We start from the raw sequence: 22,946 nt of genomic DNA on the forward strand, positions 1-22,946 counted from the left end.
GCTGAATTTAACGGAGAAGAATAAAACAACAGTTTTTGCACTTCCCGTTATGGAAAGGCAGCAATATTGTTTATAATTGTTCGTCAATCTTCTCACTTTTGGTTATTTGTTCCAAATAACGTTGAAATGGATATTTTTTTGAAGTAATTTTGGTTGTCTATTATACATTTTCGGTTGTCTTTTATTATATTTACTCTATCAAATGACAACGAAATATGCAAGAGGAAGATAAAGTACACGTTTTGGAAACGCTGGAAGAAAACCACCAGGGCAGAAATGCACAGCGTATCCGTATTTATTTGGGCATTAAGCAGGAAGTGCTTGCCCAGGAATTAGGCATGAGCCAGCCTCAAATATCTGCCATAGAGCGAGAAGCAGTAATAGAGCCTGAAATGTTGGAGCGGTTAGCTTTTGCTTTAGGCGTTACACCCGACCTCATTAAAAAATTCGATGTGGAAAGGGCTATTTACAATATTAATAGCTATAAAGATGTTAATGGTTCGACATTTAATAGCGGGAATACAGGCACAGTGAATGCTACACAAGTAAATAATCCTTTGGAAAAGGTGGTTGAGTTATACGAACGCCTTTTACAAAGCGAACGGGAGAAACTGGAATTATTTATAAACCATAAAAATCAATCGTAACATACATTATGGAAAGAGAAAAAGATAACGTGTATTTGGAAGGTAAAAACCACATGGGTATAAAAATAAGTAGCGCAAGGCGGTTGGTAGGCATTACGCAAAAGGATTTGGCAGACCGTATGGGTGTTACTAAACAAGCCGTATCTAAACTAGAACAAACCGAGAATGTGGATGATGAACGGTTGGGAAAAGTAGCTATTGCACTTGGCATTAGTGTAGAGGGATTAAAGAAGTTTGATGTAGGGCAGGTACTCTATTATACCAATAACTTTTATGAGAAAGTTGAAGGAACGCAGGGAGGTATGGCTGGTTCAGTAAGAATTGAACATAACCATCAGTTTTCAATGGAACAGGCTACCAAGCTGTTTGAAGAATTGCTGCGGATGGAACGGGAGCATTTTCAGAGAGCTAAAGGTCATGAATAACTAAAATATCGTTTAGAGCATAACAATATATTCGGGCTGCCTCGTAACCAGGTGATGGAGGAGTTTAAAAAAGTAACGGCGGATCTGCAAGTCCGCTGTTATTTTTTGCATATTGTTGTCATTGTTTTTCTTCCTGTTCATCCATTTTTTTAATAAGGTTATCGCGCAACGCATCAAGGAATTTGGTACGGTTTCGTTTCCGGTTGCGTAATTCAAGATAGGTATGGTAAAAGTTTCCCAAATCAATATTAAACACATTTTCAAAATGTTCCGCTATCAACCTAATATCGGTATTGCCATTATCGAGAACGCTTTGGTAGTATAGGGAGTAAATGAGTTCTGTCAAAGCAGCTTTACTACCTGTCCAGTTCAGTCCCGAAATAGCAGTACGTTTTGTAAACAACCGTTTGTTTGTGCAGTAAAGCTGGTCTTCGAGATACACCTGTATCAAATCATTTGCCATTATCTTTGCTACCTTATAATCGTGGGAAGTAGAAAAAGATTGGTCAGACTGAAAATAATAAGTATCCAGCCACAGCTTTATATCGTGTTTGCCTCGAACAAACATTTTCTCGTCAAGAAACGAGTTTTTGCTTCGGTAATACTTATAAAAATCAATGTTATTGTCGAAAAACCTTTTTAGCTTCTTCAATTCTTTTTTAAGATATTTTCTAATGCGCTTAGCCCCATAGGGTTTCCTCGTCTCGATTTTGTAAATGGCATTATAATAAATCAATTTTGAAACAATGACTGGCTTTTGATATTTAAAAAATCGGACTTCTTCATCAACATTCGTAAATCCTCGTTTCAAAACATAATCTTTAATTTCGGACAGACATTCCACAATCCGGTATATAATGGCTTCTGTCAGTTGTACCGGGTTATCGTTTTCAATCTCCAGTTCTTGGATTTCTGTTTCCAATTTAAGATATGTTTCATTGTAAAATTCATCCATTCGCTTCATTCTGATGTAATATATTATTGGTTAATACAGAAAAGCTAATACTGTTCGTATTAGCTTATGATGTAACTACTGCTTAAAAAAATTCAACCTCTACCGTATTGATGATGGAACGATAGATAGATTTTTGTTGCATACTTTAAAGGGTTGTAGTATGATGCAGGTTAGTCTTTGCGAATTACACCTGCATCACCTCCTTTTTTTTTACCGATATTTTTTTACGGTTTTGCAGTTTACAACCCTTAGTTATTTAATTTTAATAAGTCAATGCCAGCCCCACACCAAAGCCCATATCACTATCATAGTGGGTACGTATACCTATATTCTTATTAATGATATACCTAAGTTCTCCCATATACTCTAAGTCGGTATTCACCATAAAACCACCTCTTAGTCTTTTTGAAATTGGTATATCTTCACGCATTAACTGCAATCTCACAATTCCATCATGATATACTTCTGCCTGAAAATTGACCAGCATAGGTAACGTATACATAAACCCTAAACTGAACGCCCTGCGGGTGTCTTTCTTGTTGGTTTGTCCAAATATGTTCTTTTCGTGTTCATCTTCTCCCATTTTACGGTAGCGGTAATCAAAACCTACAAAGGGCATGAACCATTGCATCTTTCCAATGTATCTACCTAAATGGGTTTCTACTTCATAACCGTGCATACTATTATAGCCTAAACGCCATTCTGTTCCTAATTGGTAGCGTGCATTCATTAGCATAGCTTCTCCATCATTACCATTGGTTGCAAAATCGTTTTGTGCCATAAAATGAGGCATATTACTTTCTCTTTGCAATTCTTTATAGGCTTTTGGCTTGTCGGGTAGATAGGGGTTATTGTAGTCTCCAACTTCAAAGACCCTGTTCATTCCCGCCATCATGTGATATAATATATGGCAATGAAAGAACCAATCACCTTCCTCATTTGCTAAAAACTCAATGGTATCTGTTTCCATAGGCATGATATCCAACACATTTTTAAGCGGCGATTTTTCGCCTTTTCCGTTTATCACCCTAAAATCAAATCCGTGAAGATGCATAGGATGCCGCATCATCGAATTATTATAAATGGTAATCCGTAGGATTTCTCCTTTTTTTACAGGTATTTTGTCCGTTTCCGAAAGTATTTTATTATCCATGCTCCATACATAGCGGTTCATGTTGCCAGTAAGTGTGAACTTCAACTCTTTTACAGGCGCATCTTTTGGAAGGGAGGTGTTGTAAGGCGATTGCAACATAGCATAATTTAATGTTTTGATGTCTCCCAAGGCATTAGCGTTGTAACGGTTAGGGTCGTCATCCATGTTCATACCTTCATGCTTGCTGTGGTCTGATTTCTTTGCTGCATCTCCGGTAATTTCGGGATACATCACTACATTCATGTCCATTTGGTTCAGGCTCATCTTCATGCCCATATCGTCCAAATCGCCATTCATTTTCATCATATCGTTCATCATCTTCATCCCCTCGAAATACTTCAATCGTGGGAGCGGGGAAATAAGCTGTTTGACCCCATCACCTATAAAGTAGCTTGCTGATTGTGTTCTGTCCTCGGTTGTTGCTAAAAACTCATATGCTAACCCATCTTGAGGGATAGTCACTACAATATCGTAAGTTTCAGAAACTGCAATGATTAATCTATCCACTTCTACAGGCTCAACATCATTTCCATCATTCGCTACTACTGTAATTTTCCCTCCAGCATATCTTAGCCAGAAATACGAAGACGCCCCGCCATTGGAAACGCGTAATCTGACTTTGTCACCTGCTTTTAGCTTTTTACCACCAATTGTTTTCAAATCGGTGCTATGGCTACCATTTATTAGGATTTTATCATAGTAAACATCACTGACATCCATCGCCAGCATCCGTTTCCACTCATTTTTTACCTTTACGCCTAATTTTCCCTCCTTAATAGCTTCAACGTACGATTGCGTAGCACCTTTCTTAATGGCCGCCCAATCATTTGCATTGTGTAGCATACGGTTGATGTTATCCGGGTTAAGATTTGTCCACTCACTTAATATAATCGGGACGGTCGGCAAATCGTCAATTCCTTTTCTAAAGGTTTTATCGTCGCCTCTTTTTTTCATGATAAAACTACCGTACATGCCTATCTGCTCCTGCAAGCCTGAGTGCGAATGATACCAGTGCGTGCCATGCTGGATAATCGGAAAACGGTAGGTGTAGGTTGTACCCGGTGCGATGGGCTTTTGCGTAAGCCAGGGCACACCGTCTTCTTTATTGGGCAGGAACACACCATGCCAGTGCAGTGATGTGCTTTCTTTCAATTGGTTGTGCACCACTATTTCGGCAGTGTCGCCCTCGGTAAAGGTAAGGGTGGGCATGGGGATTTGCCCGTTTACGGCAATCGCCCTTTTTTGCTTACCTGCATAGTTGACAAGTGTATCTTTTACATACAGCTCGTAATGCACTACTCTCTGTGCAAACAGCGTTTGCGTGCAAAGCAGCATCAGCACTGTTTGCAATATTCTTATAGGTATTTTATTATATCTGTTCATGATTTGAAAAATTTTATTTAATGCTGTCTTCCATTGTGCTAAACCACGCTATCAAAACCTGCTTATCCTGCGGTGACAATACTGCATTGCGATGAATTAGTGTGTATGATGACAACGGCATTTCCCCGTCCTTAACCTGCCCGGCCATAGCCCTGAACTTGTTTCGCTGCCTGCGGACAGAATAGTCGCCAAATTCGCTAAAGTTGAGTTCCTCTTTCCCCTTTTTTATATGCTCTGCCATGTACCATGCGCCGGGCTGGATACGGCTGTACCACGGATAATGGGTATTGTTGCTATGGCAGTCATAACAGGACTGAACAAGGATAGCCTTTACATTTTGGGGTACGGTGTACACCCTTTCGATATGGGTGGCTGGCACTTCAACCGCCTGGTTTCGTAAGGGCTGAAAGAACTGTATGGCAATCAGGACGACAGCCAGCCCCAATATGATTTTCTTCTTTATGGTCATAATTATTTTATTGTGGCTTCATCTTTTTGTGTCTACTGTTTTTTCACATACTTGGCATAATTCTCCTTGTTTTCAAAATAAGAAACTTCACCGTTATTCCCTGTCACAGCAATCACCGCATTAGCTTTGTCAACCTGCTTATGGGAATAGGGGTCTATCGCCATCCTCACGGTGGCATCTTTTGGAATACGCTCCTTACACATTTCGCAGCATCCGTAGTAGGTTTTACCGCCAAATTTTACGTCAAACTGCTTTTTGCCCATATAGGCATCGTTGACCATGCAGACTTCATCCGATGGAACCAATTCACCTATTTGGTTACTATGCCCGTGGCTTTCCGGAGTTGCCTGCGAATGCTGTGTCGCTCCATCCTTATTTGACCCTACCTGTCCGCAAGCGGTGAATAGCAGGGTTAATAAGGAAATAAAGCCGATTATTATTTTGCTCATGTCGAAACTGTTTTTTAAATTTTATTATTTACTTTCTTCAAACTCTTTTAGCTTACGCTTCATCAGTTCAATTTCTTCCGCTTGGGTTTTAAGTATGTTTTTTTGTAGCTCTATCAGTTCCGGGTCGGTCAGGTGTGCCTTTTCGGACATCAATATGGCTGCTGCGTGATGGGGTATCATACCCTTTGCAAACTGCTTGTCCCCGACATTGATTTGTTCCCTGATACCAAACCATGAAAAGATGCCAACAGCAACCGAGATGATGGCAATCGCCCAATTCATCTTCCTGTTGGGGTACATCACTTTCATTATCGCTAATTCGATAAGCAGCATTGCCGAGGTCATCAGCAGGGTCATGTACAAATTGTTGATATTGGGTATCAGGTTCTGCCACCCGTCAATCATGGCGTACATGATAAAATACATCGCTGCGAACATGGCGACAGCCATCACCGCAAAGCGTTTGTACATGCCCGAAGCATGTTTTGGATTGTACGTGCCATGCTCCGAGGCATGACCCGCATGGTGACTGTTTTGCATATTTTCCATAACCCAGAAATTTATTTGCTGTTAATTGTTTTTTCCACCTTACCACAGGTCAGCATTTTAGAGCCGTAGTAAGGGTTTTTGATTTCCTTGTTTTCGCTGAACCAAACAGCACCCTTACCGTCATTGAACATCGGGCAATGGTCCTGATACAATGTTTGCGATGTACCGAACAAATCAATCAGGTCTTTCAAATCTTCGCCAAGCGAGGCCAAATGTTCCCGCTGGTGGTGGATGTTGCCAACATTTTCCCCAATATGTTCTGCGTGTTCTTTAGCATCGTCCGCTATGTCTATGTACTTTTTGTGCTTATCGGCAGGAACGGCTTTCATGTCCACTTTATTCAGGGTAGCTAACAGCTTTTTCCCTGAACTGGCGGCAGCTTTGTCATCATCCGAAACAAGGGCGTTCTTTAATGACAGATAATCGGTAACTATGGGCGCAATAGAAAAGTTTTTTGTTTCTTCTTTTCCTGTTGCTTTTGCTTCCTGACCGCTCGGTGTTTCGCTCACAGTGGGCGCAGCTACCGTATCATCCTCTTTTGGTTGGGAAGCTGGCTGTTCTTGTGATACAACAGCAGTATCATTTGAAGACTGCTCGTTTTTGTTGGATGCCTGATTGCATGATACTGTTACAAATGCCATGATAACAGCAATGATTGATAATGTTAGATTTTTCATTTTTATTTATTTTTGATTTTTAAGAAACTTGCGTTAATAGCCACTACAATGGTGCTTACACTCATCAGCACAGCACCCATAGCGGGACTTAAAACAAAATTCGGATAGAGTACGCCCGCCGCAAGGGGTATTGCCACTACGTTGTAGCCAACCGCCCATATCAGGTTCTGTACCATTTTTTTGTAGGTAAGTTTGCCGAAATCAATCAGTTTGACCACATCCCTCGGGTCGCTGTCTACCAATATGATATCCGCTGTTTCGGCAGCCACGTCCGTACCGGAACCCACGGCAATGCCCACATCTGCCTGTGCTAGTGCCGGGGCATCGTTCACACCGTCACCTGTCATGGCAACTACTTCACCTTTGTCCTGAAACTCCTTTACTTTTTCCTGCTTGTTGTGCGGAAGCACATTAGCCAAATACCCGTCCATACCCAATTTTCCGGCTACGGCAGCAGCAATCCTGTCGTTATCCCCCGTGAGCAGAAAGGACTTGATGCCCATTTTTTTGAGTTCCTCAATCGCCTGTGCCGACCCCTCACGGATGCTGTCTGCCAAAGTAATGAGGCCGATTACCCGGTCATCAATGAGAACAAAGTTTACTGTTTCGGCTTCCTGATTAATTTCGGTTGGAATTTCCGGCAAAGAAAGGTGGTTTTCGGTGAAGTAATTCGGGCCACCAGCTACAACATTTTTGCCGTTTACGACACCTTTTACACCTATGCCCTGCATATAGCTGAAGTTTTCAGACTTCCATAAGGCAAGGCTCTTTTCTTTCAATGTGGCCATAATGCCTTTTGCAATATGGTGTTCCGAATTTTGCTGTACTGCGGCAGCATACTGGATAACCCCATCGGCATTGTATTCATCCGTTAACGGTATAACCTTTTCCACGGCATGGGAACCTTTGGTAAGCGTTCCGGTCTTATCAAAAATGACAGTGGAAAGTTTGCGGGTGGTTTCAAATGCCGTACGGTTGCGGATGAGCAGGCCATTGGTCGCCGAAAGCGTTGTGGAAATGGCGACCACCAACGGGATAGCCACGCCCAATGCGTGCGGGCAGGCCGTTACCATTACCGTCACCATTCTTTCAAGCGCAAAGGCAATATCTCCACTGGTTGCATACCAATAGGCAAATGTGCCTATGCCTACGGCAATGGCAATAAAGGTGAGCCATTTGGCCACTTTGTCCGCAAGGTTCTGTGTATTGGACTTAGTAGCCTGTGCTTCCTGCACAAGATTGATAACCCGGTTCAGGTAGCTGTCTTTTCCAACTGCTGTTACCTTAACTTTCAGCGCACCATCGCCATTGATAGAGCCTGCGATGACCTTTCCGTCCTTTTCCTTTTTTACGGGAACACTTTCTCCGGTAAGCATGCTCTCGTTGATATACGAAAGCCCATCCAGAACCAATCCATCGGCTGGAATTTTTTCACCCGGTTTTATGATAGCCGTTTCACCGCTTTGCAGGTCTTCGAGCTTTATCTTTACGGCTTCTCCGCCACGTTCCACGGTAACATCGTTAGGCAGCAAAGCCACCAATGACTGTAATGCCCGTGAAGCAGCCATTTGGGAACGCATTTCCAGCCAATGCCCTAACAGCATGATGTCAATAAGGGTTGCCAGTTCCCAAAAGAAGTCCATACCCTGCAAGCCAAATACAACGGCTACGGAATAAACATAAGCTACGGATATGGCAATGGCAACAAGTGTCATCATCCCTATGGCTTTGGCTTTCACCTCGCCAATCATTCCCTTTAGGAACGGTAAGCCTCCATAGCAATAAATCACCGTACCCAATGCCAACAGCACATATTTATCGCCATTGAAAGCAAGGGAGAAACCCAACCATTGCTGTATCATGTGCGACAGGAGCAGGATAGGGATTGTAATGACAAGGCTTATCCAAAAACGTGTGAGGAAATCGCCTGTATTATGCCCCTCATGTTTATCAAAGTTTTCGTCATCATGGCCATGTTGAGAATGCCCGGAATGCTCATGTTCTGGCGTGTGTTCATGAGAAGCTGACGTACCGCCAACGGGAACCAATGCCATGCCACAAAGAGGGCATTTGCCCGGTTCGTCTTTTAGCACCTGCGGGTGCATGGGACACGTGTATTTTTTCATAACAAGGGATTTTAAAAGTTATGTTGCATTTAATTTTTTTACCATCTCATGGGTCATTTCTTCAGCATAAGTACCATAGGCATCAACAAGTACCCCTTTGCTCTTACCGTCATTGGACGATATGGCATAAATCACGGCATTGTTATCAGGACTGCTGTCGAGGCTTTCAAACCTATGAGTTTCCGTAACCGTAAAATCCTCCGGTTTTAGTTTCAGGCTCTTTGACGCACAGTAAAGGCAGTCCGGCAACAGACTAAAATCAATACTGTACCCACGTTGTCTTAGGTCTTTAAGAGCCTGCACCATATCACTATACTGTTCCATAGCTTTCCGACCTGTTATTTAATGGTTTCGACCGTACTGCCGCAGGTAAGCATCTGTGAGCCGTAATATGGGTTTTTAATGGCATTCTCTTTACTTAGCCAATTGGCCCCCTTACCTCCATTGTACATAGGACAGTGCTGGTAATAAACTGGTGTATCCTGTTTAGACACTTTAGCCAGTATGTAGATGCTTCCCGAAAGTGCCGCAAAAGCACTTCTTTGTTTTGCAACGTCTTTTGATTTTGAAATGCTTTCCGCATTAGCTGTCAAGTCCTGCATTACTTTCATCCAAGCCGTATGTTCCTCTGCCGAAAGCTTGTTCATATCGACTGCTTTAAGGGATGCAGCCAATTCAGCGGCTTTGGCAGATGCAGTTGCCGCATCGGTTTTTATCAAAGCATCTTTCACTGAAAAGTAGTTGTCAAACACAGCTTTTAGCTGTGATTGATTTTGAGCTGCATCCTTGTTAGCGGGTGCTGCCATTTCACCGTGGTTGTGATTGCCATGTCCGACTTTCATGTCCATTGCCGCCCCTTTGTTTTGGGCAATTGTCTTCAAAGGTCTATCGTACTGGCAGCATTCAGCCAGTTTCGCATATACGTCATCCGGCGCACGGAACTTCTCACTATCATAACCCGCCAAAGCGATACGTTTCAGGATTTCATCCTGATTTGTTTTCTCGCTGTCATACGTGAGCGTAGCCATCTTGGTATCTTTGTTCCAGTCCACGCTGGCTACCTTTTTTACGTTACCTGCTTTTTCGATGGTGGTTTTACACATACCACAATTGCCGTAAATCTTTACGGTTTCTGTTTTCGCATTTTTGATTTGTGCGAAACCATTCATTGAGGATAGTAACACGGCGATTACCATCACTATTTTTGATAATGATTTCATAATAATTACTTTTTAGAAATGAAGTATGGAAAGCCCATTTCTGTTTTAAACTTTAAATAAATGATACAAATAAGGGATTTGCAAAAAGCCGAAGCGGCTTCTGACAGGACATACCTATGGCTGGCAGGCCATAAATTTAGCTTATTTTAGGCGGTAGCCAAATGGAAAAAAAGCCCGAAGAATAATAGGCTTCTTTGAAAGCGAATTTTTGCTTTTTAGCTGCTGCTAAGTGATCTTTTGCCTTTAATTCGATTACGGTTGGGACATTTAGGGAAGTGGTTGAAGCACCGCACCTGCAAGAGCTGTGGGAACAACCGCCCCCGCATTTGTCACTTTTGCATTTTTTACAGGATTTGCTCTTGCAACCTTTTGTATGTTCTGATTTTTTGGATTTCTCCTTTGAGCAGGAAGACTGCTCGGTCTTTGTTGAATTTTTGGAACAGGCATAGCTCTGACTTGGCATCATAAAGAAAACCAAACAGAACAATGTCAAAATGCCTATATGTATTCTATAATTTTTCAACGCAACAAAGTTACAAATTAGGTTGGTTTTTTATATCGTTTTACGTTTTTTTTGCTATATGGAAAAATAATGCCATATACGCAATAACCTATCGCCTTTTTTCAGAATTGATAAAATGCCCTTTTTCATCAACCCAACCTCATGGAAATTCGGTCGGAAAAAGGGCATTTCAAAAAGTTGCTGGCTTAGGCATCCAAAGGTTCTATTTTGAAGCCTGCCTTTTGCACGGTCGATATTACTTCATGCTCGGTAATGCCCTCGGACTTCACGGTAAGTACTTTGTCCTTGTTGGCCGTGTCCACTTCCCAATGGCAGATGCCCTCTGCCTTGTCCAAGTGCGGCTTTACAGATGCGATACAGCCGCCGCAATTGATGTTCGTCTTGAATTGAAATTGTTTATTTTCCATTGTTTACAAATTTTAGAGTTATCTGATAATGCAAATTTCCGTACTATTCAGTTAGTTATTGTTGTGTAATTTCTTGTTTGATTTGTGAGATTTACTGTTTTATTTCTTCCACTTCAACCGCAGGCTGTTACTGACCACGCTCACGCTGCTCAATGCCATTGCCGCACCCGCAATCATCGGGTTGAGCAGGAAGCCGTTAACAGGGTAAAGGATGCCTGCCGCTACCGGAATGCCGATTACGTTGTAGATAAACGCCCAGAACAGGTTTTGCTTGATGGTGGCTACGGTCTGTTTGGACAAGCGTATTGCCTGCGGTATCTTGGTCAGGTCGGACGAAATGATGGTCATCTTGGCTACGTCCATTGCGATGTCGCTGCCTTTGCCCATTGCGATACTTACATCGGCTGTTGCCAATGCGGTGCTGTCGTTGATACCATCGCCCACCATTGCCACTACCTTTCCTTTACTTTGCAGTTCTTTCACAAAGTCGGCTTTGTGCTGTGGCAAAACTTCGGCTTTGTAATGCTTGATGCCTGTCTGCTCCGCAATGGCTTTTGCAGTAGCTTCATTATCTCCGGTCAGCATATACAGGTCAATGCCCATTTCCTGCATTTCCCGGATAGCCCGCACCGATGTTTCCTTAATCTTATCGGCGATAGCGATTACAGCAAGAGCCTTTTTGCTGTTTGCAAACCAGATAACGGTTTTAGACTGTTTGCCCCATTCTTCGGCCTGGTCTTGTAATTCGCCGGCAATGGCAATGTTGTTTTCTGCCAATAGCTTTTTGTTGCCTACATAATAGGTTTCGTTGTCATGGTCTGCTTTTGCGCCTTTGCCCGTAATGCTGTCGAACATGGATAAAGAGGTGGTCGCTACATCGCCAAGATGCTTCACTACGGCTTCTGCCAATGGATGCTCGGATTGCTTTTCGATGCTCAAAAGGATTTCTTTTGCAGTGTCCTCATTGTTCAGCCATTTAATGCCCGTTACCTGTGGTCTTCCCTCGGTGATGGTTCCGGTTTTGTCCAAAACGATGGCATTTACTTTTTTGGCCAGTTCCAAACTTTCGGCATCCTTTATCAAAATGCCATTTTCAGCACCTTTACCAACACCTACCATAATAGCGGTGGGTGTCGCTAAGCCTAAAGCACAGGGGCAGGCAATGACCAATACCGTAACGGCTGCCAACAGACCTTGAACAACCCCGTTTTCGCCTCCCAAAATCAACCATAGCGTAAATGTCAGGATGGCAATACCTATCACTGTGGGAACAAAGATGCCCGCAATCCTATCGACCAGTTTCTGTACGGGTGCTTTGCTTCCCTGTGCATCCTGCACCATTTTGATGATGTGGGCAAGCATGGTTTCTTTGCCCACTTTTACCGCCCTGAACCGGAAGCTGCCTTTTTGGTTAATCGTTCCTGCAAATACTTTTTCTTTTTCTTTTTTCAATACAGGTACAGGCTCACCGCTTAACATGCTTTCGTCCACATACGAATTGCCCGATATGACCATGCCGTCTACCGCAATCTTTTCACCGGGCTTTACGAGTATCACATCGCCTGCGCTTACGTCTTCGATAGCGGTCTGCTTTTCCGTTCCGTCCGCCTGTACCACGATGACCGTTTTTGGCTGCAAGCCCATCAGCTTCTTAATGGCTGAAGAGGTGTTGCCTTTGGCTCTTTCTTCCAGCAGTTTTCCCAAGAGGATGAATGCGATAATAACGGCTGCCGCTTCAAAATATACGTGGGCGTGCAGTCCCCGTTGATGCCAAAAGTCGGCAAACAGCATATTGAAAACACTGAACAGGTAGGCAATACCTGTACTCAATGCCACCAGCGTATCCATATTGGCGGAACGGTGCTTTGCCTGCTTCCAAGCGTTTACAAAAAAATCCCTGCCCAACCATATTACAACGGGCGTGGAAAAGAGCCACATTATCGGGTCTGCATAGGGCATATCCATAAAGAACATTCCTATGATTACCACGGGCAGGGAAAGGATAATTGCCCAAATGGTCTTGTTTTTCAAGGTTCGGAATTTCTTTTCGTGGATGGCTTCGAGCGTTTCCTGCTGCTTGGTTTTGTCTTCAATCAATAGGTCGTAACCTACTCCCTGAACCGCTTTTTGCAGGGTGGAGGCATCGGTCATATTGGGCAGATATTCCACGGTAAGATTGCCCGTTGCAAAGTTCACGGAAGCATTAACTACTCCCGGTTGGTATTTAACAATGCTTTCGGCACTGCCCGCACAGGATGCACAGGTCATGCCCAATACCGGAAAAGCACTTTTAACCGTAGGAACTCCGTAACCTAAATCTTTAATTGCCTTAACAGCTTCGCCTACGGTTTCATTGCTATCTACTGTAATCGCTGCCCTGCGGTTGTTCAGCTCTACTTTATGGGTTTCTACGCCTTTTACCTGTGCCAATCCCTTTTCAACGATTAATGCACAGTGTTCGCTTTCTACATCCTCCAACGGTATGTATATATTTTCTCTGTTTGTCGCCATATTTGCCTGCTTTAATTTACAATGCAAAATTGGCTATTATAATTATGGGTACTGTTGTGAAATTTTGGATTTGATTTGTAAGATTTATTGAAATCCTGTATAGGTGAGCCACTTCATCAGATGGTTATCGCCATAAAGCCAGTTTTAGATGGTCTTTAAAACCACAAAGCATTGCGAAAGATAATCGCAATGCTTTATTGTTTGCTTAAAAAGCTGTGGTCTTAAAATACTGACGGATGCCCGGTCTTCTTCTTGGTGCGGGGTTTATTCAACTTTAGAATTAAATTGAATATCTACGTCAGTTGATGACTTAGGGTCATTAATCAAGTCCGTTTCAATCTTTCCTCCCTGTGGATAATGGCGCAGCACAACCCTGACAGTACCAGTGGAAGCGGTCGTGGTTGTCCAAACGCTTTCCAGCCCTAACGTAACGTTGTTGTCATCCTTATCCAAATTTGTGATTTGTATATTTGATGTGGAAGATGGCACGTAATAAATACGGTGGTCTATATTTTCCTCACTTACTTCTTCGGTAATGTCTTCACCATTTACCTCGTCAAGAAAGGATACGCTGACATCATAGGACTTACCCGGTTGCAGTGCAATCTGGTCTATGACCGGGGCGTTTCCTCCGGCTCCGTCAGCATCTTTCCAAGCATAAAGAAGTTCGTTCGTGGTTCCCTGTTCCTTAAAACGTAGCTGTACCGTAGTGATTACCTCGTTGTCGTTTTCTTCGGGGATAGGGTCATCGTCTTTGCTGCATGAGGTTGCGAATAGTACGATTGCCGCTACGGCAATCGAAGAAAAATGTTTGAATTTCTGTGTCATTGTTATATAAATTTAATTGTTGAAAAACGTGTTTGTCAGAAAACGTACTTTAATCTAACGGAGATGTTTCTGCCCATTTCGTCCGTAAAATACCTGAAGCTGTTCAGGTAGTTTCTGTACCGGGTATTGAACAGGTTGCTCACTGCAAGATTGATGTTCAGTGACCTGCCCAAGACACTGACCACTGTACCAGCGGATATATTTGTCAGGAGATAACCATCAGGGGGCAGCTTATAATCCTGCTGGCCGTGTATGTTTTCATCAGGTACTCTTGTCTGTTTTAAGACCAGCGGAATTTCCATCCCGATATAGGATTTTTGGAAAGACCTTATATCGGGCAGTTCGTAATTGAACCCCAATGAAAACCTGTCCGATGGCATGGAAATCAGCCAGTCGTTTATCGTTTTATTGTACGCCCTTAGCAAAGATGCCTTTCCTATGATGTCCAGTTTCTGTACAGGCTTGTAATTGATTAATAAATCCGTTCCCGTGAGATAGGCATCAGCCTGTTGATAGACGAATTTGGGAAATGCACCTGCAATGGTCAATACAGGCTCTCCCGGTCGGGGCTGTAAATAGATAAAGTTGTTGATGGAATTGTAGAATACAGACCAGTCTATATTTACCGATTTTTCTTCATTGCTATATGAAAGCCCCAAGACCGTGTTTACAGCCTGCTCTATTTTCAGGTTTACGTCCCCAAGTTCATAGGTGGCAGTACCTTGATGTATGCCGTCAATGAGCAGTTCGTTAACGTGGGGAGCCCTATTGGCAAGGCTGACCATTCCGTTTATCCTGATATGGTCTGAAAGATGGTAGATGGTATTGAATGATGCCCCGATTGTTGAAAAATCAAAGTCATGCTCCACAGGCTGGTTATTGTAAGGGTATCGTACCGTACTGATTTGCTTAAAATCATACCTGATACCGCCCTGAAGCTCCCATTTGTTCTTCTTCCATTTTTCAATCCAGTATGCACCGTATGTTTGGGAATTGTAGGCAGGGATGAGATACCGACCTTTGTAGGTATTGTCCTGCTGCATAGCGGATATGCCGATACTTCCGTTAAAGTTTTTGAATGTGGGATGCTCCCAAGAAATTTCTTCGGAAATCGTGCTGACATTCAAAGTCATTTGAGGCGTTGTAATTTCGCTGTTCCTGACTATATCAAATTCTTCCCTGTTGTTGAATTGTGCGGCAATCTGTATGTTCAGTTTCCCGGCTTTCTCTCCGGCAAATATCTCCGATTTTACCTTTAGCAAATCGTGTGTCACCCTTTGGTAAGGTCTGCCAATCTGAAAGCTTTTATAGCCCAAAAAGATGTCGTTGGGTCTGTCCGCATCAATCGCAGTCTGTAAGTCTGCCAAGTTCCCCATGTGTGAACCCTGAAATATGCCTACCTTGGTCTGAAAGTGGCTGTAAAAGGCTTCAATGGAATACTTGTCGGTCTTGTACCCGGTCGTGAATGAAAAATTGTATTCGTTCAGGGAGGTGTTGTTCAGTATGTAGTCCGGCGTTTGGATATTGCCGCCCTGCTTAAAAGTTCCCTGTACACGGAAACTTAGTTGGGGTATACTTTTGAGTTGCTGCTCTGCCATTGCAGATACCACAAACTGATTGTTATTGGTAAAGTAGCCCGTATTCAGTTCTCCCGAAAATCCGCTGTACCGCAGTGGTTTGGGGTTGACAAGGACAACACCGCCGATGGCATCCGAACCGTATTTCAGTTCATCCACACCTTTGATGACAGCAATATTGTCTGCAATGAAGGGGTCTATTTCGGGAGCGTGTTCGTTGCCCCATTGCTGCCCCTCCTGCCTCACACCGTTGTTTATGGTCAATAACCTGTTGCTGTGCAGGCCGTGAAAGATAGGTTTGGATATGGTCGTTCCGGTCTGCATGACGTTGATCCCGGGAAGCTGGCCGAGCATATCCGCCAGCGGGAGACCGCTGCTCTTGCTTAGTTCCCCCTGTCTTAATTCTCTTAGAAGCCCGGTATTCTGCGCCTTATTGACCGTGGTGGTAATGACCACCGGGTCAAGCATCGTGGAGTTTTCCTCTACAAAGATTTCAATGTGACGAGACGCTTCCAAAGAAATGTTTTGCGGCTCCGCCTCATGTCCCATATAGCTGGCCTTTATGAGATAGTTCCCTTTGCATAGTTTTTCAAACTTAAAATTTCCCGAACTATCGGAAACCGCCACATATTGGCCGTTGTTCAGGTTGATATATACCCCGCTCAACGGGCTGCCCTTGTCAGAGCTTCCCACCTGACCGGATATGGTATAGTTGCATTTTTGGGCATAGCTGGTATGGATGTTTGCGACTAATAGGATAAAAAGTAAAACAACTTTATTCATAGAAAACGACAATCGCATTAATGCAATGTTGTTGCAAAAACAAATTATTATCTTTGAAAACGCAACAACATTGCAATTATTATATAATAAAAATGAAACAAGTACGAAACACAGTCGCCAAAACAGCGATTTTGAACCTGCTCCACAAGTCGGATTTGGCATTGTCGCACGCTGAAATCCAGTTGGCGTTGGATGGTCTGTGCGACAGGGTGACGATTTACAGGGTACTGGATAGGTTAATGGAAGAAGATTTAGTCCACAAAGTGGTAAACGTTGACGGGGGTGTACGATATGCAAGTTGCCATAACTGTGAAGTAGTCCACAATCATAACCACTTGCATTTCAGTTGTCAAAAATGTAAATCGGTAACTTGTATAGAGGATGTGCAACCGTTATTTAAGTTGCCTAAAGGATATAAAATAAGTGAAGTCAATTTTACGGTGTCAGGGCTTTGCCCGCAGTGTTCCTGAATAGCGTAGCCGTTCCTATACTTTATCCAACGGCTTTCTCTTATCTTCCCGGACTTGTTTGAAATAGCTCGGGGTAAGCCCCGTTACTTTCTTGAACTGGTTGCTCAAATAGGCTACGCTTGAATAGTTGAGGCGCATGGCAATCTCACTTAACGACAGTTCATCATACACCAGCAGTTCTTTTACCTTTTCCACCTTTTGGGCGATAAAGTATTTTTCAATAGTTGTACCCTCTACTTCTGAAAACAGATTGGACAAGTAATTGTAATCGTGGTGCAGTTTATCGCTCAATACATCGGAAAGGTTGGTTTTTACATCACTATCCTGATGATGTACCAGGTCAATGATAATGTTCTTTATCTTTTCTATTATCCTGCCTTTTTTATCATCAATTACTTCAAACCCCAATGGCTCTAAAGTCTTGACCAAAGCCTCTTTCTCCGTAGGTGTAATTTCTTTGGTAAGGGTAACTTCGCCCAGCTTTACATTTTTAGCATCTAAACCAAGTTTATCCAATTCGTTTTGCACCACCATAATACAGCGGTCGCATACCATATTTTTAATAAAGAGTGTATTCATATCTTACTAACTGCTATATTAAGCACAATAAACAAATTTACGATTTAAGTCGAACTACGCTCGTTGCTTCCTGTCTAAATCAAGTTATCTGATTGCATTGTCTGCATAGGCGCTTTTAATTTGGGTTTTTGTTAACCTGAAGCCTCGGCCCAGGCTTCTAATTTAGTTAATTGAAACCTTGCGAAAGTTGTATTCCGCAAGGTTTTAAAACAGTGATACATCTGCCTTTGCTAATGGTCTGCATTCACCCTACAATATTAAATTATAGCAAATACTGGTACAGTTCGGCTATTGCATCGTTGTACTCTTTCTCCGCCTGCAAATAATTATTGGTAGCGGTATAAAAGTAACTTGCCTCCAAAAAATATTGGATAGTGGTTATCTCTCCGAATGATAACGCTTTATCCAATAGTTTAATACTGTTGATACTGCTTAATACTTTCTCATATTCTGCTACCGTCTTTTGCAGGTTGATATACTTTTCATACAGTTGCTTCAAATGATAATAATGTTCGTTCTTGTGCCGTGCTACCTGTACTTCTGCCACCGATAATTCAGCCTGCTTTTGCTTCACCCGATTTTTGTTTTCCCACAAAGGAATGCTCACGCCTACTTTTGCACCGTAAAACTGCTGCCCTAAAATACCCTGATAATGAAAACCCACTTCAAATTTTGGCAGGGTCAATGCCTTAGTAACTTCAATATCCTTTTGGGCTACTACGGTCTGTTGTGTCAAATATTTTCTTACCGGGTCTTGTATTCAATTGTTTCTTCCAATTCTTCAAATGCAGGAACGGGCTTATATTCAGGGTATATGGTATCGTTAAAGACTATCTCTATACCGCCGTTAAGTTCCGTCAGTTTTTGATGAAGTTGGTTGATAGCGGAAATGTTCAACTGATAATCTTTATTAATCTCAATCAATTGAAGTTTAGCCTTATTCACGTCCAGCACATTACCTTCGCCCTTATCCAGTTTGGTCTGAAAGTCGGTCAGGAACTTTTCGGTTTTTGTTTTCCGTTCTATAATTCTTTCCTGAAGTTTATTGCGGTATATCAGTTCAATGCAAATCTTTTTCGCTCCCAATAATATTTCCTGCCTGTTGGCTGTTAGCGAAAAATCTGCCTGCTTACTCTGCTCGCCAGCCAATGCTTTCTTTTTACTGTAAACCGTGGGAAAGTCGAAACGCTGCAAGACGTTAATGTCCGTTTGGTTGCCCGCAATGGCATTGGGTGAGCCACGCATAAAATCGTAGCTGACCACAGGGTCGTACAGCGTATTGCCCGTATGGTACAATAACTTCTGCGCATCCCAATATTTGCTTTGGGTTTGCAGCGTTTTATTGTTCTTGGCAACATCAGACAAGACGGTTTCCAATCCTGACTGTGCCTGCAATTGTATGGTAAAAACGCACATACAGATTGCCGTTAAAAATTTTATGTTCATGCTTTAGCTGCTTTTTTGTTAGATAAATAGTACACCGCCGGAACAATAAAAATGTTGAGCAATGTAGAAGTAAGCAAGCCACCCAATATCACTTTTGCCATAGGACTTTGTATCTCGTTGCCGGGCAAATCGCCCGCAATAGCAAGCGGTATCAATGCCAGCCCTCCGGTAAGTGCCGTCATCAGGATGGGGCTTAACCTGTTCTTTGAGCCTTGTATAACCGTATCGTACAAATCCAACCCCTCATCACACAATGTATTGTAATGCGATACGAGCAGGATGCCGTTACGGGTAGCCACACCAAACAAGGTGATAAAACCGATAATGGCAGGAATGCTCAAAATGCCACTGGTAAAATAGATGCTGAACACACCGCCAATCAATGCCAAAGACAGGTTGATTAAAATGATGGCGGCTAACTTTACCGTTTTGAACTCCCGGAACAGTATCAGGAAAATAATCAGAATGGAAAGCAGGGAGGTCGCAATCAAGGTCTGCGATGCTTCTGCCTCCGCTTCAAATTGCCCACCGTATTCAATGTGGTAATCTTCGGGCAGCTTTATTTTTTCGCCCACTATCTGTTGGATTTCCTCAACGGCACTAACGATATTGGGTAAGCGAAAACAAAATGTAACCGCAACAATCTACACCAAAGCAATCAGCAATCAGCTACAATTGGACATAAAACGGTACAACAGCCAATACCTCCCGATTGAAATTAAGGTTTTCTCCGATACCCACGACCGATTTTTGATAATAGACCAAGCGGAGCTTTACCATATAGGGGCTTCGCTCAAAGACCTGGGCAAAAAATGGTTTGCATTTTCCCGAATGGATATTGAGGTGGGCAGGATGCTTCACATCTTGAACAAACAATAAACGCTCCGGATTCAGAGGGTTTAATTTTAGTTTCTTGACAATTCTAAAATCCCGCTAAGTTATTTACATCAACTTAGTATAGTTTCTTCTTCAACCATAAACTTGCCCTTACCAATAGTATCAGTACAGGCACTTCGACCAATGGTCCGATAACGCCAACAAATGCCTGTGGAGAATGAATACCAAAAACCGCAATGGCTACGGCTATGGCCAATTCAAAATTGTTCCCGGTGGCTGTAAATGCTATGGACGCGTTCCTGTCATAAGGAACATTCAGGGATTTGCTTATAAAAAAGCTCACGAAAAACATCAATACAAAATAGATGATTAGCGGTATGGCTATCTTAATCACGTCCACTGGCAACTCCAATATCTTGTCGCCTTTCAAACTGAACATCAGTACAATGGTAAACAATAATGCGTAAAGTGTAATAGGTGATACTGCCGGTATGTATTTTCTATTGTACCATTCAATGCCTTTTGATTTTATAAGAACATATCGGCTCACGAAACCTGTAAAAAAAGGAATACCCAAGTATATCAACACGCTTTCGGTAACGTCTTTCATTGATACATTTACATTGAAATTGGCTAATCCTAATTTACTCGGCAATACGTTGATAAAAAGCCAAACCAAAAAACTGTAACTCAATATCTGAAAGACACTGTTCAACGCTACCAATAGTGCCGTATATTCCCTGTTGGCTTTTGCCAGGTCGCTCCATACAATTACCATTGCGATACATCTTGCCAATCCTATCAAAATCAATCCCGTCATATAATCGGGTTCATTCCTTAAAAACAGAACGGCTAACCCGAACATCATTACCGTACCGATTACCCAATTGAGGAATAAAGATATTCCAATTACTTTTTTATCCTTAAACGCTTTGGGCAATACTGTATAATCCACCTTTGCCAATGGCGGGTACATCATCAGTATCAAACCTATTGCCAGCGGGATATTAGTGGTTCCTACGGACAAGCTGTCTGTTACGTTAGAAATGTTGGGAAAGAAATATCCTAATCCTACGCCAAATGCCATAGCAAGGAATATCCATAGGGTAAGGTAACGGTCAAGAAATTTTAGTTTTGGTTGCATTGGTTATTTTTTAATCATTGAAAAAACATAGAACATTTCAGTTGCTATCTCCAAACTCCTTTCCGCATATATCTTTGTCTGCTCTGTTGTGCCGTCTGAAATCTTCGGGTCTTCAAATGTGATAGGTATTCTCTTTTCTGCACCTGCAATAAAAGGACAGCCATCGTCTGCCTGTGAACAGGTCATAATGGCAGTGAATGCCGATACAGGATTGAAAGGGCTATCGTACTTTTTTGAAAAACCGATAATCGGCAAAGCATTTTCACTGTACTTAATAGCATAAACAGGATTGTCCGCTTCCGAAATTTTGAAAGCAGAAAAACCCTGTTCATTCAATGTTTCCACTACTTTCGGAAATAATGCCGTTTCTTCCGTACCGCCCGAATAGCAATATACATTCGGGATATGGTAATATACACTTGCCACCTGTGCCCAAACCTGCGATAAATGGCTTCTTCGTGAATTGTGTGTACAGATGAAATTGAGATTTATTACCTGTCCGTTGCTTACTTTTTGTTGTACGAAGTCTATCAAGGGTTGCAATATGGTTTTACGTTCTTCGCTTACGGTCTGAACATCAGATATTCCCTTTATGGTTTCAGCTAAATTCTTGTACATTACGATTGGTTTATAGGGTTTAACAACAGTCCGAATTAGGCGAACAGCAAGCACTGTTCAGCTCTGATAATTCTACTTTTTGTTTTTCGGCAGGAATACCGCAGGCATCACTTGCCAAACAAGCGGTTTGTTTGTTTTTCAGTACAAAATGGTTTCCGTTAAAATCCAGATTGTATTTGCCAATGGTTTCGCTTTGGTATTCCACTTCTATTTCGGCATCTTGAATATCCAATTTTTCTTCGGACAGTTTGATGATGTTCAATAGTTTGGTCGGCTTTAGCCTGTGTTCAAAATCGTTGGCGTTCCACAACTGGAAGTTGACGACCTTTTCATTTCTGATCGTTCCGCCACAATCAATAAAATGTTTTGTAACAATACCTACCTCCGTAACGTGGAAATGTTTGGGGACAAATGTTCCGTCCGCTAATTGAAATTCAACATTGTCCAATGTTGGTAAGATTTCTTTGATGTTTGATAGTTTCATTGTTTTTGAATTTTGAAATGATTTATTAAAATATTGTATCGTAATATAGCGATGTTAAATATTAAAAAAACACGGCTAACAGCACTTGTTTACCTTTACTTCCTGATCAAAGAATGAATTAAAATCTGCTTGGATTTTTTTCCAAACATTTTTATCGATGCAATAACAAACAGATTTACCCTCGATTGTGCCTTGAATGATGCCGATACTCTTTAACTCCTTTAAATGCTGAGAAATCGTAGCCTGTGCCAATCCCAATTCCTCGACCAGATCATTACAGATACAGGCTTTCTGGTTAATGATATATTGAAGTATGGCAACCCTTGCAGGGTGTGCCAGAACCTTAAATAGAGAAGCTAATCTGTTTTGCTCGTCCGTGAATATTTCTGATTTAGTAAGTCCCATGCTTTGTTTTTTATATATCGCAATATTACGATAATAAATTTAGATATAATATGGTTTGTAAAAAAACAATCAATTCTTTTAATAATCTTATGTGTGGTAAAACCCTACCTCTCAAAGCCAAACTCTGCCACTTTCAGTCGACCTTTTCTTCTCGCTGATACCTTAGCCGTTGCAAGAAAAAAAAAACGAACAGGAACAATGATTGGGTTTTTATTGGAATGGGATATATTACACGGGCAAATGCAGAAATCGTCCTACTGTTCACAAAGGGAAAACCTCTT

General features: G+C 42.1%; 27 protein-coding genes. 5 read left to right on the plus strand and 22 right to left on the minus strand.

Annotated elements, in window-relative coordinates:
* The first annotated feature begins 215 nt into the window (after positions 1 to 215).
* Positions 216 to 647: a helix-turn-helix domain-containing protein gene (locus ABD676_RS04420; protein ID WP_313260078.1), complete on the plus strand. Its 432-nt coding sequence runs from the start codon at positions 216 to 218 to the stop codon at positions 645 to 647.
* Between the two features lie 8 nt (positions 648 to 655).
* Positions 656 to 1,072: a helix-turn-helix domain-containing protein gene (locus ABD676_RS04425; RefSeq protein WP_313512390.1), complete on the plus strand. Its 417-nt coding sequence runs from the start codon at positions 656 to 658 to the stop codon at positions 1,070 to 1,072.
* A 118-nt stretch (positions 1,073 to 1,190) separates the two neighbouring features.
* On the opposite strand, the gene ABD676_RS04430 is transcribed toward ABD676_RS04425, so the two are convergent.
* The 14 genes from ABD676_RS04430 to ABD676_RS04495 form a co-directional block, all read right to left on the minus strand.
* Positions 1,191 to 2,027 carry an RteC domain-containing protein gene (locus ABD676_RS04430; RefSeq protein WP_313260336.1) on the minus strand — a complete coding sequence of 279 codons (837 nt, stop codon included), beginning with the start codon at positions 2,025 to 2,027 and terminating at the stop codon, positions 1,191 to 1,193.
* A gap of 262 nt (positions 2,028 to 2,289) precedes the next feature.
* Positions 2,290 to 4,563, minus strand: a complete 2,274-nt coding sequence (locus ABD676_RS04435) for a multicopper oxidase family protein (RefSeq protein ID WP_344673459.1) — start codon at positions 4,561 to 4,563, stop codon at positions 2,290 to 2,292.
* 13 nt (positions 4,564 to 4,576) lie between these two features.
* Positions 4,577 to 5,032 carry a heme-binding domain-containing protein gene (locus ABD676_RS04440; RefSeq protein ID WP_313512396.1) on the minus strand — a complete coding sequence of 152 codons (456 nt, stop codon included), beginning with the start codon at positions 5,030 to 5,032 and terminating at the stop codon, positions 4,577 to 4,579.
* Between the two features lie 32 nt (positions 5,033 to 5,064).
* Complete coding sequence (locus ABD676_RS04445; RefSeq protein ID WP_313260084.1) at positions 5,065 to 5,481, minus strand: hypothetical protein; 417 nt, start codon at positions 5,479 to 5,481, stop codon at positions 5,065 to 5,067.
* 24 nt (positions 5,482 to 5,505) lie between these two features.
* A complete protein-coding gene (locus ABD676_RS04450) occupies positions 5,506 to 6,030 on the minus strand; it encodes a DUF305 domain-containing protein (RefSeq protein WP_313260086.1) in 525 nt (174 codons plus the stop codon).
* An 11-nt stretch (positions 6,031 to 6,041) separates the two neighbouring features.
* On the minus strand, positions 6,042 to 6,707 hold the full coding sequence (locus ABD676_RS04455; protein WP_313260087.1) for a DUF3347 domain-containing protein: 666 nt from the start codon (positions 6,705 to 6,707) through the stop codon (positions 6,042 to 6,044).
* A gap of 2 nt (positions 6,708 to 6,709) precedes the next feature.
* On the minus strand, positions 6,710 to 8,833 hold the full coding sequence (locus ABD676_RS04460; RefSeq protein WP_344673460.1) for a heavy metal translocating P-type ATPase: 2,124 nt from the start codon (positions 8,831 to 8,833) through the stop codon (positions 6,710 to 6,712).
* Between the two features lie 18 nt (positions 8,834 to 8,851).
* Entirely contained in the window at positions 8,852 to 9,139 is a 288-nt protein-coding gene (locus ABD676_RS04465; protein WP_344673461.1) for a phosphoribosylpyrophosphate synthetase, read from the minus strand.
* A gap of 32 nt (positions 9,140 to 9,171) precedes the next feature.
* Positions 9,172 to 9,861: a DUF3347 domain-containing protein gene (locus ABD676_RS04470; RefSeq protein WP_344673462.1), complete on the minus strand. Its 690-nt coding sequence runs from the start codon at positions 9,859 to 9,861 to the stop codon at positions 9,172 to 9,174.
* 459 nt (positions 9,862 to 10,320) lie between these two features.
* Positions 10,321 to 10,500 carry a hypothetical protein gene (locus tag ABD676_RS04475; RefSeq protein ID WP_002993259.1) on the minus strand — a complete coding sequence of 60 codons (180 nt, stop codon included), beginning with the start codon at positions 10,498 to 10,500 and terminating at the stop codon, positions 10,321 to 10,323.
* A gap of 261 nt (positions 10,501 to 10,761) precedes the next feature.
* The gene (locus ABD676_RS04480; RefSeq protein ID WP_002993257.1) at positions 10,762 to 10,983 is read right to left on the minus strand and encodes a heavy-metal-associated domain-containing protein; all 222 of its coding nucleotides are present in this window, start codon (positions 10,981 to 10,983) and stop codon (positions 10,762 to 10,764) included.
* Between the two features lie 99 nt (positions 10,984 to 11,082).
* A complete protein-coding gene (locus ABD676_RS04485; RefSeq protein ID WP_003010106.1) occupies positions 11,083 to 13,494 on the minus strand; it encodes a heavy metal translocating P-type ATPase in 2,412 nt (803 codons plus the stop codon).
* Between the two features lie 264 nt (positions 13,495 to 13,758).
* Entirely contained in the window at positions 13,759 to 14,322 is a 564-nt protein-coding gene (locus ABD676_RS04490) for a hypothetical protein (protein WP_003010105.1), read from the minus strand.
* A gap of 35 nt (positions 14,323 to 14,357) precedes the next feature.
* Complete coding sequence (locus ABD676_RS04495) at positions 14,358 to 16,700, minus strand: TonB-dependent receptor (protein WP_344673463.1); 2,343 nt, start codon at positions 16,698 to 16,700, stop codon at positions 14,358 to 14,360.
* Here ABD676_RS04495 and ABD676_RS04500 point away from each other — a divergent pair.
* Positions 16,639 to 16,857 carry a hypothetical protein gene (locus ABD676_RS04500; RefSeq protein WP_344673473.1) on the plus strand — a complete coding sequence of 73 codons (219 nt, stop codon included), beginning with the start codon at positions 16,639 to 16,641 and terminating at the stop codon, positions 16,855 to 16,857. The genes ABD676_RS04495 and ABD676_RS04500 overlap by 62 nt on opposite strands.
* Entirely contained in the window at positions 16,775 to 17,152 is a 378-nt protein-coding gene (locus ABD676_RS04505) for a Fur family transcriptional regulator (RefSeq protein WP_313260096.1), read from the plus strand. The genes ABD676_RS04500 and ABD676_RS04505 overlap by 83 nt, the downstream gene beginning before the upstream one ends.
* Positions 17,153 to 17,167: 15 nt before the next feature.
* Here the strand turns inward: ABD676_RS04505 and ABD676_RS04510 are convergent, their stop codons facing one another.
* From ABD676_RS04510 to ABD676_RS04525, 4 genes are all read right to left on the minus strand, one after another.
* Entirely contained in the window at positions 17,168 to 17,731 is a 564-nt protein-coding gene (locus ABD676_RS04510) for a helix-turn-helix domain-containing protein (RefSeq protein ID WP_002993247.1), read from the minus strand.
* Between the two features lie 262 nt (positions 17,732 to 17,993).
* Entirely contained in the window at positions 17,994 to 18,467 is a 474-nt protein-coding gene (locus ABD676_RS04515; protein WP_313260099.1) for a TolC family protein, read from the minus strand.
* Positions 18,468 to 18,475: 8 nt separating this feature from the next.
* Positions 18,476 to 19,177: a TolC family protein gene (locus ABD676_RS04520; RefSeq protein WP_313260101.1), complete on the minus strand. Its 702-nt coding sequence runs from the start codon at positions 19,175 to 19,177 to the stop codon at positions 18,476 to 18,478.
* Complete coding sequence (locus tag ABD676_RS04525; protein WP_313260103.1) at positions 19,174 to 19,752, minus strand: efflux RND transporter permease subunit; 579 nt, start codon at positions 19,750 to 19,752, stop codon at positions 19,174 to 19,176. Before ABD676_RS04525 ends, ABD676_RS04520 begins: the two co-directional genes overlap by 4 nt.
* Positions 19,753 to 19,786: 34 nt before the next feature.
* Between ABD676_RS04525 and ABD676_RS04530 the strand changes: the two genes are divergently transcribed.
* Positions 19,787 to 20,056, plus strand: a complete 270-nt coding sequence (locus tag ABD676_RS04530; protein ID WP_425565268.1) for a fic family toxin-antitoxin system — start codon at positions 19,787 to 19,789, stop codon at positions 20,054 to 20,056.
* Positions 20,057 to 20,129: 73 nt separating this feature from the next.
* On the opposite strand, the gene arsB is transcribed toward ABD676_RS04530, so the two are convergent.
* From arsB to ABD676_RS04550, 4 genes are all read right to left on the minus strand, one after another.
* Complete coding sequence (arsB, locus tag ABD676_RS04535) at positions 20,130 to 21,158, minus strand: ACR3 family arsenite efflux transporter (RefSeq protein ID WP_148917773.1); 1,029 nt, start codon at positions 21,156 to 21,158, stop codon at positions 20,130 to 20,132.
* 3 nt (positions 21,159 to 21,161) lie between these two features.
* Complete coding sequence (locus ABD676_RS04540) at positions 21,162 to 21,776, minus strand: low molecular weight phosphatase family protein (protein WP_002993237.1); 615 nt, start codon at positions 21,774 to 21,776, stop codon at positions 21,162 to 21,164.
* Positions 21,777 to 21,795: 19 nt separating this feature from the next.
* On the minus strand, positions 21,796 to 22,260 hold the full coding sequence (locus ABD676_RS04545) for a DUF6428 family protein (RefSeq protein WP_002993236.1): 465 nt from the start codon (positions 22,258 to 22,260) through the stop codon (positions 21,796 to 21,798).
* Between the two features lie 75 nt (positions 22,261 to 22,335).
* Positions 22,336 to 22,665, minus strand: a complete 330-nt coding sequence (locus ABD676_RS04550; RefSeq protein WP_003010092.1) for an ArsR/SmtB family transcription factor — start codon at positions 22,663 to 22,665, stop codon at positions 22,336 to 22,338.
* Between the last annotated feature and the right edge of the window lie 281 nt (positions 22,666 to 22,946).

The organism is Sphingobacterium kyonggiense (assembly GCF_039536825.1).
GTDB lineage: Bacteria > Bacteroidota > Bacteroidia > Sphingobacteriales > Sphingobacteriaceae > Sphingobacterium > Sphingobacterium kyonggiense.